Here is a 12,388-nt window from a genome sequence, read left to right as displayed (position 1 = left end):
CACCGGCCGGGCGCCTCTTCGCGTGGCGGCAAGTTGCCCGTCCCGACTGAGTGATCTGCTTCATAGCTGGCTATCGTCGTGGCATGACCAAGACGAAGCGCATGGACAAGTCCCTGTACGAGGCGGAGCTGCTGCGACTGCAGGCCGAGCTCGTGGAGATGCAGCAGTGGGTGAAGTCGACCGGCAATCGCGTCGTGATCGTCTTCGAGGGCCGCGATGCGGCGGGCAAGGGCGGGGCGATCAAGCGCCTGACCGAGTACCTCAATCCCCGCACGGCCCGCATCGTGGCGCTGCCGGCACCCACCGAGCGGCAGAAGACGCAGTGGTACTTCCAGCGCTATATCGAGCATCTGCCGGCCGCGGGCGAGATCGTGATCTTCGACCGCTCCTGGTACAACCGCGCCGGGGTCGAGCGGGTCATGGGCTTCTGCACCCCGGAGGAGCATCAGCGCTTCCTGCGCCAGTGCCCGATCTTCGAGCAGATGCTGATCGAGGACGGGATCATCCTGCGCAAGTACTGGTTCTCGGTCTCCGGCAAGGAGCAGGAGAAGCGCTTCCAGTCCCGGCTCTCCGATCCCGTGCGCCACTGGAAGCTCTCGCCCATGGACCTCGAGTCGCTGACCCGCTGGGAGGACTACTCACGGGCCCGCGACGAGATGCTCGTGCACACCGACCTCCCCTATTCGCGGTGGAACATCGTGGAGGCCGAGGACAAGCGGCGGGCGCGGATCAACATGATCGCCGACCTGCTGCACACCATCCAGTGGGAGCACATCGAGCGCCCGAAGCTGGAGCTGCCCAAGCGCCCGCCCTCCTCGGGCTATCAGCGCCCGCCGCGCGAGCTGCAGCGCGCCGTCCCGGACCACTCCGCCGAGGTGGAGGCCGAGGCCGAGAAGCGCCCCTCCCGGAAGAAGAAGCGCGGGGCCAAGAAGGGCTGAGCCTCGTCGGGCTGGCGGGGCTTCAGTCGGCGACGGCGGTGCGCACCACCATCTTGCCGACGTTGCGGCCCTGCATCATGCCCAGGAAGGCGTCGAAGGCCTGGTCGATCCCGTCCTCGACAGTCTCATCGGCCACGATCTCCCCTGCCTCGAGCCAGGGACCCATCTCGGCCAGGAAGTCGCCCATGGCCTCGGTGTAGAAGCCCTGGACGAACCCCTGCAGCATCAGCCGCTTGGTGACCAACATCCCCATGTTGCGCGGACCCGGGGCGGGCTGATCGTCGTTGTACTGGCTGATCGCACCGCACAGTGCTGCGCGGCCGTCGTCGTTGAAGTGCTGGATCGCAGCCTCCAGGTGATCGCCGCCGACGTTGTCGAAGTAGACGTCGATGCCGTTCGGAGCGGCCTCCCCGAGCTGGCCCATGACGTCGCCGCGCTTGTAGTCCAGGCAGGCGTCGAAGCCGTAGCGCTCGGTCACGATGCGGTTCTTCTCAGGACCGCCCGCCGAGCCGATGACGCGGGCGGCGCCCTTGAGCCGGGCGATCTGCCCCACGGCCGAGCCGACGGTGCCGGCGGCACCCGAGACGAACACCGTGTCGCCCTCCTGCATGGCCGCGATCCGCGTCAGACCCAGCCACGCCGTGAAGCCGGGCATCCCGGCGATCCCCAAGAACTTCGAGGCGGCCAGCGGGCCGTCGGCATCGCGCAGATCGGGCAGCTGCTGCGCCTTGGCCGCGGGCAGCTGGGCCACATCGCGCCAGCCCTGTCCGTGCAGCACGCGGGTGCCCTCGGGGACATCCTCCGAGCGGGAGCCGACGACGACTCCCACCGCCGCGCCGTCCATCGGCTCGCCGAGCTCGAAGGGCGGGACGTAGGAGGGGCCGTCGTTCATGCGCCCGCGCATGTAGGGATCCACGGAGATGGCCTCGTTGACCACGCGGATCTCGCCGTCGGACAGCTCCGGCAGCTCCACGGTCTCCTGGCGGACGTCGTCCTCGGTGGGCCAGCCGCTGGGTCGAGCGGCCAGCACCCAACGGGTGCTGCGGGCGGAGGCGGCAAGATCGTTCACAGTGGGAATGCTCATGGACACCACTGTCCGCCTGCCGGCCCCGGTGCGTCCACCTCAGCGCTCAGCCCGTGGCGAAATGCGCTGTCAGCGGCGGATCGGGAAGACGGTGCGGGGGCGCTGCAGCTGCCACGGGTCCTCCAGGGCATCGCGGGAGAGGATCTCCAGCCACTCGACCTCGCGGCGGATGCCGTGGTCGGTGTGCTCCCCGGCGCCGAGTCGACCCCGCAGCACCGGCTCGTGCAGACCCTCCTGCGCCTCATCTCGTTCACGCCCGAACGCGGGTCCCTCGGCGGAGGCCGAGGACAGCGGGATCAGCACCTCCTCACCGGGCTGGGCCTCGGTGCGCAGGCGCTCCAGCTGCCCCGGACGGCGTCGGCGCTGGGCTGCGGTGTCCCCGGGCGCGGGCTCTGCGGGCAGGAGCAGGGCATCGTGCTCCAGCACGGGACCGGCCACGACCCAGGCGCGCTGGCCCGGGCCGGGTTCGAACGGCTTCTCGTGCGGACTGGGCGGACTCGGCCAGACGGCCTCCAGGCCCATGGAGGTCTCGGGCCACAGCGGGCGATAGTGCTGCTCGTCCTTGGCGATCAGCGACGAGCGGTGCGCCGCGTGGAACTCCGGGTCGCCCACCCACGGCGGCAGGGCCGCCGGGCTGCGGGCCGCCTCCGGAGCGAACTCGGCGATCTTCCAGCGCGTGGAATCCCGCCCGCCGCGGGCCTCCCACTCATCGACCATGGCTAGTCCGTAGGACACCAGCCCGGGCACATGTCCGGACCACATCAGCACGGCCGGGTGCGTGCCCCAGCCGTAGTCCGGCAGGCACAGCGCACGCAGGATCTGCAGCGTCTCGACGCGCTGCTTGCCCAGGCGACGGCGGTCCAGAGCGTGGGCGGAGTCAGCCGGGCTCGGCAGCGGAAGGAAGGTCTGCACAGCGGCTCAGCCTACCGGCGGGAGACGACGAGACAGCCCGACTGGCCCCGAAAGCCGCGGCTCCGACATGCTGAGCCCATGATCGCCACCACCCCGATGAGCCCGTCCTCGTGAGCGCGCCGTCGACTGCCCGCTCCACCGGCCCCGGGGCCGCGATGGTCCTCTCCGCCTGTCTGTCGATCCAGGTCGGCGCGGCAGCCGCCGCCCAGCTCTTCGAGGACCTCGACTCGTGGGGCGCCAGCGCGCTGCGGCTGCTGCTGGCCGCCGGTCTCATGCTGCTGGCCGCCCGCCCGAGGACCCGGGCGTGGGACCGGCTGCAGTGGCGCTCCGTGATCGCCCTGGGACTCGCCCTGGCCGGGATGAACGGCTTCATCTACGCCGCCATCCAGCGCATCCCGCTGGGGACGGCAGTGGCCATCGAGTTCCTGGGCCCCCTCGTGCTGGCGGCGTGCCTGTCCCGACGCTCCCGCGATCTGCTCTGGGTCGCGCTGGCCTTCATCGGCATGGCCCTGCTGGGCGTCGAGTCCGCTGTCACCGCGGCTTCCCTGGATCCGCTGGGCGTCGTGTTCGGCCTGCTCGCCGGGGCGTTCTGGGCCCTCTACATCCTGGCCAGCGCGGAGACGGGCAAGCAGGTCCCCGGACTCGGCGGGCTCAGTGCGGCCATGATCATCGCCGCAGTCGTCGTGGTGCCGATCGGCGCCTCGGGAGCGGTGCGGGTTGTCGAGGAGCCCGCGATCGCGGCGGTGGTCGGCTGGGTCTTGCTCGGCCAGGGTGCTGGAGTGCTGAGCATCGCGGCGGTGAGCCTGGTGGTCCTGGCCAGCATGGGCGTCACCCTGGGCCAGGGGCGCCCGCGCGCCGACCCCGAGCCCTCGGCCGCCTGAGGCACCGGTCACAGAGGATCCGCACCGCGTCACACACGAGTGAGGCAGCCCACCCTGTCGCCGGGAGATCTATGCTTACGCAACCACCCCCGACGACAGGACCCCCCGATGGCACTCTTCGCCTCCAACGGCACCCTCAGCAAGGACCTCCCCGCGCCTCTGGATCGCGTCCGCGAGGCGGTCGAGTCCACGGCCCGATCGGAGGGCCATCACATCGACGCCGTCAGCAGCCATCGGCTGCGCTTCGACATCACCACCAAGCGCACAGCCCTGAGCTGGGGCGCCCATCTGGCGATCACCCTGGAGGAGGCCGGCGGCGGAACGCGGGTGACCGTCGACTACGACAACAGCCCGGGCTCCCCCAAGGCGCTGATGGACAAGAAGAAGAACACCAAGTCCGCCCAGACCTTCGCCGATCAGGTCGAAGCCGCGCTCTGAGCCGGGATCGCCACGTTCTGGCAGCGATCACGGCGACGACGAGGGGGTGCGACGCCATCGCGGCGTCGCACCCCCTCGGCGCTTCCGGCCCCGGGCGGACCTGTTCAGCTCAGACGGAGTCCGCGAGCGCCTGCGCGATCGTGGTGGCCGGGCGACCGAGCAGGGTCTGCAGATCCCTGCTGTCCGACTCCAGGGCGCCGTCGGCGATCCCGCGGTCCATCTCGGCGACGAACCCGGCGACCTGCTCCGGCAGCCCGGCCTGCTGCAGCACCTGCGCGTACTCCTCGACGGTCTGATCGATGTAGTCGACCTCGCGCTCGAGCAGCCCGCCGATGCGCGCAGCGATCTCGGGGTAGCTCAGGGCAGGGTCGCCGGCCAGCTCGTAGACCCGGCCCTCCTGGGCCTCCATCGTGATCACGGCCGCGGCGGCCTCGGCGTAGTCCCTGCGCGCGGCTCCGTTCACACGGGCCGTTCCGGCGGCCCCGAACATCTTCCCGTACTCGCGGGCCGGGGCGATCGCCGAGGCGTAGTTCTCCCAGTACCAGCCGTTGCGCAGCAGCACGTGGCCGATGCCGGACTCGGCCAGCAGCTGCTCGGTCTCCCGATGCTCGGGGGCCAGGTTCAGGGTCGAGGTCTCGACACCCAGCAGCGACGTGTAGGCGATCAGCTGCACACCGGCCGCCTGAGCAGCCTGGATGACGTTGGAGTGCTGCGCCACGCGCTTGCCGATCTCGCTGCCGGAGACCATCACCAGGCGCTGCACGCCCTCGAGAGCGGCCTTCAGGGCGTCGGCGTCCTCGTAGGCGGCGACCGCGACCCGGACACCGCGGTCGGCGAGGTCCTGCGCCTTGTCGGCATTGCGCACGACGGCGACGATCTCCCGCGGCTCGACCTGGCGCTCGATGAGGGATTCGATGACCTGATGGCCCAGCTGTCCGGTGGCTCCGGTGACGGCGATGCTCATGATGCTCTCCTTCGGTTCGGTGTTCTGGCACACCGTAGCACTTACTTTTCGTGAGCACTGCGTATCTTCACGTGCCGACATATTCGAAAGTGCACTCGCTACAGTGGAGGACATGACTTCGCAGGAGACGACACCCCAGATCGTGCACGGGCAGGCCGAGCAGCCCACGGCAGAGCTCGGTGCTGATGTCATGGCGAAGGCCTGCGCGTCGCGCTCCGTGCTGCATCACGTCACGGGCCGATGGGGCGCCCTGACCATGGTCGCGCTCTCCCGCAGCGAGGGCCCAGCACGCTTCGGCGAGCTGCGCCGGGCCATCGAGGGGATCAGCGACCGCATGCTCTCCCAGACTCTCAGCGAGCTCGAGCACGACGGCCTGGTGGTGCGAACCGTGCACAGCGCCATCCCGCCGCACGTGGACTACGCCCTGACGGAACTCGGCGCGGCCGTGGCCGAGCCTCTCACTGCGCTCATCACCACGATCGAGGCGGATCTGCCCGCCGTGCTGGAGGCCCGGAAGGTGCACGACGACTGCGCGTGAGCAGCCCGCGCAGTCGTCGTCGGCAGCCGTCGATCTCGGCCCCACAGGCCTGGGACCGTCAGGCCACCTGCCGGCCCGTCGCCGATCTGCGCTTCACAGACCGGCACTGTCCGCTCCTGCGGCGGCCTCCTCAGGCGTGTACCCCTCGTAGATCAGCTGATCCACGAGCTCCGCGCGTGACATCGGCATCAGATCCAGATAGCTCTGTGCCGACCGGCCCGCCTGTTCCGAGTAGTCCACGCTCAGGCTGCTCACCCCGGATTCGGCCTGGTCAGGGGTGTAGCCCTCATAGACGAGCTGATCGACCAGCCCGGAGCGGCTGAAGCCGGACATGTCGATGTAGCTCTGTGCACTTCCAGCGGCCTGCTGGGCGTAATCCACGGTCAGCCCGTCCACCGCCGCCGTGGCCTCAGAGTTCGAGTAGCCCTCGTACTCGAGCTGCTCGATCAGGCCGCTGCGAGAGAAGTTCGTGAAGTCCAGATAGTTCTGCGCCGCTGCCGTCGCCGTGCCCTGCGGCACAGCCCCGGGGCCGCCTGCGGCGGCGTCCTCGCCGAACGGGTTCTGATCGACGTCCGCCGGCACCGGGACCTCGCCCGGGGCCGGACCGACGCCCGACTCCTCGGCGAAGGGGTCCTGACCGACGTCCGCCGGGACAGGAGTCTCGTCCGGAGTCGGCCCGGCGGAAGGATCCTGAGCCTCAGCCGGGGTTTCCGCCGGCTGCTCGGCGGCAGGCTGATCGGTCGGCGCGGCGGATGCCTCCGTGGCGGTCTCGGTGGGCGTCTCGGTCTCGGTCGGCTCAGTGCCCGGCGAGGCAGAGGCAGAGGCAGATGCGGAGGACGTCGAGTCCTTCTCGGCATCCTCCCCCGAGCCGCAGGCGCTGAGCAGCAGCACGGCGGCCAATCCCGATGCGATCCCTGCGGTGGTCCTGCGGACGCGCTGTCCCATGGCTGCTGTGCTCCTCGGCGATGAAGTGAGGCCTCGGATCGCACCGAAGACTGGCGCCCCGAAGCGGGTGATATGGATTACATCACATCTTCAGGGGGCAGGCAGGTGCGCCTGCCCAGCGATCCTCCGCGGCACGTCGGCGGCCCCGCGTAGCCTTCGGAGCATGTCGAACGATCACTTCGCAGGAGACGACCGCAGCCACTGGCAGCGCATGCTCGACGGCGACCCGTACGTCGCCGACGGCCCCGAGTTCGCTGAAGCCTCTCGCCGCGCTACGCGCCTCTGCGATGCCTTCCACCGCGCCGTCGTCGACGTCGATCCCGGCTCCCGCGAGCTGCTCCAGGAGCTGCTCGGGCACCTGGGTGAGGATGCGGCCGTGCGCCCCCCGCTCTATGTGGACTACGGCAGCCGCATCAGCATCGGCGCCCGGTCCTTCGTGAACTTCAACCTCACCGCCTTGGACGTCGCGCCGATCACCATCGGGGAGGACTGTCAGCTCGGTCCCAACGTCCAGCTGCTGACGCCCACCCACCCCGTGGAACCCGGCCCTCGACGGGACAAGCTCGAGGATGCCGAGCCGATCACGCTGGGCGACAACGTCTGGCTCGGCGGCGGCGTGATCGTGTGCCCCGGCGTGAGCATCGGCGAGAACACCGTGGTGGGCGCAGGATCCGTGGTCACCAGGGATCTGCCCGCGAACGTGATCGCCGTCGGCAACCCCGCCAAGGTCATCCGCGAGATCCAGGCCGACTGACCCCCATTCCCCCAGAAGGAGCACGTCCATGAGCTCAGAGCTGTCCGTCGAACTGCTGGTGATCGGCTGGGGCAAGGCGGGCAAGACGCTCGCAAAGCGCTGGGCCGCGACCGGCAGATCCGTGGCCATGGTGGAGAAGAGCCCTCAGATGTACGGCGGCACCTGCATCAACATCGCCTGCGTTCCCACCAAGGATCTGATCGTCTCGGCGCAGCGGCGCCGCCCGCAGGATGATCCGCAGGAGTACTTCACGCAGGCTGTGGCCGGGCGCGACTCGCTGATCGGCAAGCTCAATGCGGCCAACCACCGGATGCTCGAGGGCCAGGCAGAGCTGGTGGACGGAACCGCTCGGTTCATCGGCCCGCGGAAGGTCGCGGTGGACACGGCCGACGGCGAGCTGATCATCACCGCGGAGACGGTCGTGCTGGGCACCGGTGCCGTGCCCGCGCACCCGGACATCCCCGGCATCGATCTGCCTCGGGTCTACGACTCGACGTCCATCCAGCACGCGGGTCCCCTGCCGCAGCGCCTGGCGATCATCGGCGGCGGGTTCATCGGACTGGAGTTCGCCCAGATGTTCCAGCACTTCGGCTCCCAGGTCACCGTGCTGGATTCCGACGAGCATTTCCTGCGCCGCGCCGAACCTGTCGTGGCGGAGTCGGTGCGCCAGGTGCTCACGGAGGCCGGCGTCGTCGTGCGGCAGAGCGCCCGGGTGCAGCAGATCCGGCAGGACGGCGAGGCCCTCGTGCTGGAGCTGGCCGACGGCCAGGTCCAGGCTGATGCCGTGCTGGTGGCTGCAGGCCGCACCCCGGCCACCGCCGACCTGAACCTGGAGGCAGCCGGCATCGAGACCGACGACCGGGGCTTCGTGGCGGTCGATGATCAGGTGCGCACGAGCGCTGAGGGCGTGTACGCGGTGGGCGACGTCAACGGCGGCCCGCAGTTCACCTACATCTCCCTGGACGACCACCGCATCGTCTGGGATCAGCTCATCGGCTCCGGGCAGCGCAGCCGCGCCGACCGCGTGGCCGAGCCGAGCACGACGTTCCTCACTCCCCCGCTGTCCCAGGTGGGCATGGGCCCGGAGGAAGCCGTGCGTGCAGGGCACTCGGTTCTCTACGCGGCCAAGGACGTGGCCTCGATCGCCGCCATGCCGCGGCCCAAGATCGTGGGCGAGACCGACGGCGTCATCACCTTCACTGTGGACGCGCAGACCCGGCAGGTGCTGGGCGCCTCGCTGTTCTGCCTCGACTCGCAGGAGGTGGTCAACCTGGTGGCTCTGGCCATCCGCGCGGGTGTCACCGCCGACGAGCTGCTGAACGGCATCTGGACCCACCCCTCCAGCACAGAGGCGCTCAACGAGGTGCTCGGCGAGCTGAAGCCCTATCCGGGCGAGACCGCCTGACGGATGGGGTGGACGATCACGGCCCTGAGCGGGACTGGACACGCCCGGGCCATATACACATTCCTGCCTATAACCCCAGAGCGACATCATCAGGACAACGACGAAGGGCCGCATCTTTCGATGCGGCCCTTCGTATTCCTTCGGTGGAGCTGAGGGGACTCGAACCCCTGACCCTCTGCATGCCATGCAGATGCGCTACCAGCTGCGCCACAGCCCCTTGCCGTTTCCGACCCGGAAACTCTACCACGTTCTCGGACTGAATCCCTCATCGAGAGTTCCTGCCCGTTCCCGCTGGGTTCGTCTCCCGTTCGGCAACGCGTTAAATAGTAGGGGACGCTCGGCGGCCGCGCAAATCGGCCGCCGCTCCCCTGCCGGATCAGCCTGCCGACGGCTCCGCCGCGGCCTCGGCCAGCCCCAGATCGATCGTGGGGGCATCGCCCCACAGGCGCTCGAGCGCGTAGAACGCCCGCTCCTCGTCGTGCTGGACGTGAACGACGACGTCGCCGAAGTCCAACAGCACCCAGCGGCCCTCGGCGCGGCCCTCGCGGCGGAGGGGCTTCAGATCGTGCTTGTCCTGCAGCTCCTCCTCGATCGCATCGACGATCGAGGCCACCTGACGCTCGTTGGGCGCCGAGGCGATCAGGAACGAATCGACGATGGCCAGCGCCTCGCTCACGTCGATGGCCACGATGTTCTCGGCCTTCTTGTCATCGGCGGCGCGCGCCGCCGTGCGGAGGTACTCCAGGGAGGTCTCGGGAATGCTCATGCAGTGCTTCCTCTCGATCGCCAGCGGCGATGGATGGTGGTGTGTCTCAGGTTCAGAAGATGAAGAAGATGATCAGGACCGCGAGCAGCGCCAGGACCAGGATCGCCGCGATCGTCAGGACGGGCGTGCGCCAGCCCGACGGCGTGCGGTAGTCCTTGGGGTCCATCAGCTGCAGGCCCTGGGCATTAACGGCGCGCACGGGCTCCGACGGCGCCTGCTCGTCATCGCTCGCAGCGGCACCGGCAGCCCCTGCTGCGTCCTGCGGCGAGCTCTGCTCGGACGCGTTCGCCTCCGCGCCCTCCGAGGACTCCAGGGAGGACGCGTGCTCCTCGACCACCTCGGCGGAGTCGCTCGGCTGAGCAGTCTCCGACGACTCCTCGAGGTCCTCGCGCGCCGGCTCCTCGGCGGGCTCAGATGCCGGCACGACCGGAACGGGCTCGCTCCACGGCGTCGCCTGGATCGCGGGGTCGCTCGGCGCCTCATCAGAGGCCCGGTCCGGCTGCTCGACCTGCTCCGAGACGTCTTCGGGCGCCTCCTCGAGAGAGGACGTCCCGGGCTGGGTCTCGTGGGCCTCCTGCTCGTCGAGGGAGGCCGGGTACTCGTCCGTGATGGGCTGGATGCTCTGCGTCTGGGCGATCGCCTCGTCGGCGAGCTGGCGGTCCTCCTCGGAGGAGATCGCGGCACGGGAGGCGAGCTCGGCCATGCGCCGCTGCTTCTGCGCCAGCACGGGATCCACGTGCGCCGGGTCCTCCGTGCCGGAGCGCTCGATCTCCTGCTGGTGCTCGGCCATCTGCTCGCGCAGCAGCGCCAGGCGCCGCGGGCCCAGCGGGCGGCTCGGGCCCACGGCGATGTCGCCGCCCAGGTCGATGATCGGCGCCGGCGGGTTCAGGCCCTGCTGATCAGGGTCGGTGGGATCCGGGATGGTGACGTCATCCGGTGCAGCGTCGCTGTCCTGTGCGAACCGGCCGTCGCTCATCGGTGCCTCGAATCTGCTCGCCCGGATGAGCGGGCGGCGGGATGAATGTGTGCGTGGGGGGTCTTCAGGCGGTGCCGAGGGTATCGGCGGGCCAGCGGTGGTCGTCACCGGGACGGTAGAGACCGTACTTGCCGATGTACTGGACCACGCCGTCCGGCACCAGATACCAGACGGGCTGACCGCTGCGCACCCTGGCGCGGCAGTCCGTGGACGAGATCGCCATGGCGGGGACCTCCAGCAGGACGACATCGCCGGCGCCCTCGGGGACGCTGAGCTCATGGCCCGGCCGCGTCACGCCGACGAAGTGCGCCAGGTCCCAGATGTCCTCCGCCCCGTGCCAGGAGAGGATCTCGCTGAGGACATCCGCGCCGGTGATGAAGAACAGGTCCGAATCCGGACGCAGCTCATTCAGGTCCCGAAGGGTGTCCACGGTGTACGTGGGCCCGTGGCGATCGATGTCCACGCGCGAGACGCTGAAGCGCGGATTGGCCGCCGTGGCCACCACGGTCATCAGGTAGCGATGCTCGGCGTCCGAGACCTCGGAGCCGGACTTCTGCCAGGGCTGACCGGTCGGCACGAACACGACCTCATCCAGATCGAACACTGCGGCCACCTCGGAGGCGGCGACCAGGTGCCCGTGGTGGATGGGGTCGAACGTGCCGCCCATGACGCCGAGCCTGGTGCGCCCGGGGCGCCGCGGCGGCACCTGGATCCCCTGCGGGGCCCGAGCGCGCGCTGGATCCTGCGCCTGGCGCTCGGCCACGATGCTCAGCTCGGAGGTCTCCGACACGGGGTGTCCGGGATGTCCTGCTGCGCTCAGTGCCCGCGCTTGGCCGAGTAGCTGGCCAGCATGGCGGCCTCGTCAGCCGGCAGCTGGGCCGGATCCACGTGGTGGTCGGTCTCATCCGGCGTCTGGCTGCGGGGCCCGAAGGTCAGGGTGGTGATCAGCAGCAGCATGAACACGATGAAGGCCACGATGCCGAACCACGGCCCGTCCACCGGCAGGTCGTTGACGATGTGGTGGCCGCCCTCGGCAGCCTGGATCAGCACTGAGGTCTGCTGCATGGTCTTCCCTTCTGTCTCCCCGCACGCGCGCGGGGCTCCTGGTCCCCACCATGGTAGCGGTCCAGGAGCCCCGTTCGCGGCTTCGGCTCAGCTCGCGCCCAGCACTCGTCCGGCCGGCGCGAGCCGTTTCCGGCTTCAGGGACGGATGTGGCCGTCGCCCTGCACGATCCACTTGGTCGTGGTCAGCTCCTCGAGACCCATGGGCCCGCGGGCGTGCATCTTCTGCGTGGAGATCCCGATCTCCGCGCCCAGGCCGAGCTGGCCGCCGTCGGTGAAGCGCGTGGAGGCGTTGACCATCACGGCTGCGGCGTCGATCGAGGCGATGAACTTCTCGGAAGCGGCCAGATCGTTCGTCACGATCGCCTCGGTGTGGCGGGTCGTGTACTTCTCGATGTGCTCGAGCGCCTCGTCCAGGGAGTCCACGACCTTCACGGCCATGTGCATGTCGAGGTACTCGGTCTCCCAGTCCGCCTCCGTGGCCGCCGGCTGATCCGCCCCGGAGGGCAGCAGCTGCGCGGCGCGCTCGTCGACGTGCAGCGTCACTCCGGCCTTGATCAGCGCTTCGAGCACGGCGGCACCGGCGGTGGAGTCCTTGTGCAGCAGCAGCGTCTCGGCGGTGTTGCAGGTGGAGGTGCGATGGGTCTTGGCGTTCACGGCGACCTCGACGGCCATCTTCTCGGAGGCCGAGGCATCGATGAAGACGTGCACGTTGCCCTCGCCGG

Annotated in this window: 14 protein-coding genes, 1 tRNA gene and 1 pseudogene; 6 read left to right on the top strand and 10 right to left on the bottom strand. The window is 69.7% G+C overall.

Going from position 1 to position 12,388, the window contains the following annotated elements:
• The first annotated feature begins 83 nt into the window (after positions 1–83).
• The gene (ppk2, locus tag JOE55_RS00080) at positions 84–938 is read left to right on the top strand and encodes a polyphosphate kinase 2 (RefSeq protein ID WP_204781628.1); all 855 of its coding nucleotides are present in this window, start codon (positions 84–86) and stop codon (positions 936–938) included.
• Positions 939–960: 22 nt separating this feature from the next.
• On the opposite strand, the gene JOE55_RS00075 is transcribed toward ppk2, so the two are convergent.
• Positions 961–2,022 (bottom strand): NADP-dependent oxidoreductase, encoded by a 1,062-nt coding sequence (locus JOE55_RS00075; RefSeq protein ID WP_204781627.1) that lies wholly within the window; start codon positions 2,020–2,022, stop codon positions 961–963.
• A gap of 69 nt (positions 2,023–2,091) precedes the next feature.
• Positions 2,092–2,934, bottom strand: a complete 843-nt coding sequence (locus JOE55_RS00070; protein WP_204781626.1) for an MSMEG_6728 family protein — start codon at positions 2,932–2,934, stop codon at positions 2,092–2,094.
• Between the two features lie 110 nt (positions 2,935–3,044).
• Here JOE55_RS00070 and JOE55_RS00065 point away from each other — a divergent pair, with 110 nt between their 5' ends.
• Both JOE55_RS00065 and JOE55_RS00060 read left to right on the top strand, forming a co-directional pair.
• Complete coding sequence (locus JOE55_RS00065; RefSeq protein ID WP_204781625.1) at positions 3,045–3,815, top strand: EamA family transporter; 771 nt, start codon at positions 3,045–3,047, stop codon at positions 3,813–3,815.
• Positions 3,816–3,923: 108 nt separating this feature from the next.
• Positions 3,924–4,253 carry a hypothetical protein gene (locus JOE55_RS00060; protein ID WP_204781624.1) on the top strand — a complete coding sequence of 110 codons (330 nt, stop codon included), beginning with the start codon at positions 3,924–3,926 and terminating at the stop codon, positions 4,251–4,253.
• 109 nt (positions 4,254–4,362) lie between these two features.
• Here the strand turns inward: JOE55_RS00060 and JOE55_RS00055 are convergent, their stop codons facing one another.
• Positions 4,363–5,217, bottom strand: a complete 855-nt coding sequence (locus tag JOE55_RS00055) for an SDR family oxidoreductase (protein ID WP_137802562.1) — start codon at positions 5,215–5,217, stop codon at positions 4,363–4,365.
• Positions 5,218–5,329: 112 nt separating this feature from the next.
• Here JOE55_RS00055 and JOE55_RS00050 point away from each other — a divergent pair, with 112 nt between their 5' ends.
• Positions 5,330–5,755 (top strand): winged helix-turn-helix transcriptional regulator, encoded by a 426-nt coding sequence (locus tag JOE55_RS00050; RefSeq protein WP_275580791.1) that lies wholly within the window; start codon positions 5,330–5,332, stop codon positions 5,753–5,755.
• A gap of 93 nt (positions 5,756–5,848) precedes the next feature.
• Here JOE55_RS00050 and JOE55_RS00045 read toward each other — a convergent pair whose 3' ends face one another.
• Positions 5,849–6,700: an Ltp family lipoprotein gene (locus JOE55_RS00045; RefSeq protein WP_204781622.1), complete on the bottom strand. Its 852-nt coding sequence runs from the start codon at positions 6,698–6,700 to the stop codon at positions 5,849–5,851.
• A 163-nt stretch (positions 6,701–6,863) separates the two neighbouring features.
• Here JOE55_RS00045 and JOE55_RS00040 point away from each other — a divergent pair, with 163 nt between their 5' ends.
• Positions 6,864–7,454, top strand: coding sequence for a sugar O-acetyltransferase (locus tag JOE55_RS00040; RefSeq protein ID WP_204781621.1), 591 nt, complete (start codon positions 6,864–6,866; stop codon positions 7,452–7,454).
• 28 nt (positions 7,455–7,482) lie between these two features.
• A complete protein-coding gene (locus JOE55_RS00035; protein WP_204781620.1) occupies positions 7,483–8,859 on the top strand; it encodes an FAD-dependent oxidoreductase in 1,377 nt (458 codons plus the stop codon).
• A 144-nt stretch (positions 8,860–9,003) separates the two neighbouring features.
• On the opposite strand, the gene JOE55_RS00030 is transcribed toward JOE55_RS00035, so the two are convergent.
• From JOE55_RS00030 to JOE55_RS00005, 6 genes and pseudogenes are all read right to left on the bottom strand, one after another.
• Positions 9,004–9,076: transfer RNA gene (locus JOE55_RS00030), tRNA-Ala, on the bottom strand.
• A gap of 159 nt (positions 9,077–9,235) precedes the next feature.
• The gene (rsfS, locus tag JOE55_RS00025) at positions 9,236–9,625 is read right to left on the bottom strand and encodes a ribosome silencing factor (protein WP_024290594.1); all 390 of its coding nucleotides are present in this window, start codon (positions 9,623–9,625) and stop codon (positions 9,236–9,238) included.
• Between the two features lie 52 nt (positions 9,626–9,677).
• Positions 9,678–10,601 carry a hypothetical protein gene (locus JOE55_RS00020; RefSeq protein ID WP_204781619.1) on the bottom strand — a complete coding sequence of 308 codons (924 nt, stop codon included), beginning with the start codon at positions 10,599–10,601 and terminating at the stop codon, positions 9,678–9,680.
• 64 nt (positions 10,602–10,665) lie between these two features.
• Positions 10,666–11,391, bottom strand: a complete 726-nt coding sequence (gene nadD, locus JOE55_RS00015) for a nicotinate-nucleotide adenylyltransferase (protein ID WP_420870967.1) — start codon at positions 11,389–11,391, stop codon at positions 10,666–10,668.
• 26 nt (positions 11,392–11,417) lie between these two features.
• Positions 11,418–11,666, bottom strand: a complete 249-nt coding sequence (locus tag JOE55_RS00010) for a hypothetical protein (protein WP_204781618.1) — start codon at positions 11,664–11,666, stop codon at positions 11,418–11,420.
• Positions 11,667–11,801: 135 nt separating this feature from the next.
• Positions 11,802–12,388: pseudogene (locus JOE55_RS00005) on the bottom strand (glutamate-5-semialdehyde dehydrogenase); the annotation flags it as partial.

This window comes from Kocuria palustris (assembly GCF_016907795.1).
Lineage (GTDB): Bacteria > Actinomycetota > Actinomycetes > Actinomycetales > Micrococcaceae > Kocuria > Kocuria palustris.
This window is presented reverse-complemented; position numbering and strand designations above follow the sequence as displayed.

What these genes read in the sequence shown, in the direction of transcription:
- ppk2 (WP_204781628.1), top strand. Translation starts at nt 84, where the DNA reads ATGACCAAGACGAAGCGCATGGACAAGTCCCTGTACGAGGCGGAGCTG.
- JOE55_RS00075 (WP_204781627.1), bottom strand. Translation starts at nt 2,022, where the DNA reads ATGAGCATTCCCACTGTGAACGATCTTGCCGCCTCCGCCCGCAGCACC.
- JOE55_RS00060 (WP_204781624.1), top strand. Translation starts at nt 3,924, where the DNA reads ATGGCACTCTTCGCCTCCAACGGCACCCTCAGCAAGGACCTCCCCGCG.
- JOE55_RS00055 (WP_137802562.1), bottom strand. Translation starts at nt 5,217, where the DNA reads ATGAGCATCGCCGTCACCGGAGCCACCGGACAGCTGGGCCATCAGGTC.
- JOE55_RS00050 (WP_275580791.1), top strand. Translation starts at nt 5,330, where the DNA reads ATGACTTCGCAGGAGACGACACCCCAGATCGTGCACGGGCAGGCCGAG.
- JOE55_RS00045 (WP_204781622.1), bottom strand. Translation starts at nt 6,700, where the DNA reads ATGGGACAGCGCGTCCGCAGGACCACCGCAGGGATCGCATCGGGATTG.
- JOE55_RS00040 (WP_204781621.1), top strand. Translation starts at nt 6,864, where the DNA reads ATGTCGAACGATCACTTCGCAGGAGACGACCGCAGCCACTGGCAGCGC.
- JOE55_RS00035 (WP_204781620.1), top strand. Translation starts at nt 7,483, where the DNA reads ATGAGCTCAGAGCTGTCCGTCGAACTGCTGGTGATCGGCTGGGGCAAG.
- rsfS (WP_024290594.1), bottom strand. Translation starts at nt 9,625, where the DNA reads ATGAGCATTCCCGAGACCTCCCTGGAGTACCTCCGCACGGCGGCGCGC.
- JOE55_RS00020 (WP_204781619.1), bottom strand. Translation starts at nt 10,601, where the DNA reads ATGAGCGACGGCCGGTTCGCACAGGACAGCGACGCTGCACCGGATGAC.
- JOE55_RS00010 (WP_204781618.1), bottom strand. Translation starts at nt 11,666, where the DNA reads ATGCAGCAGACCTCAGTGCTGATCCAGGCTGCCGAGGGCGGCCACCAC.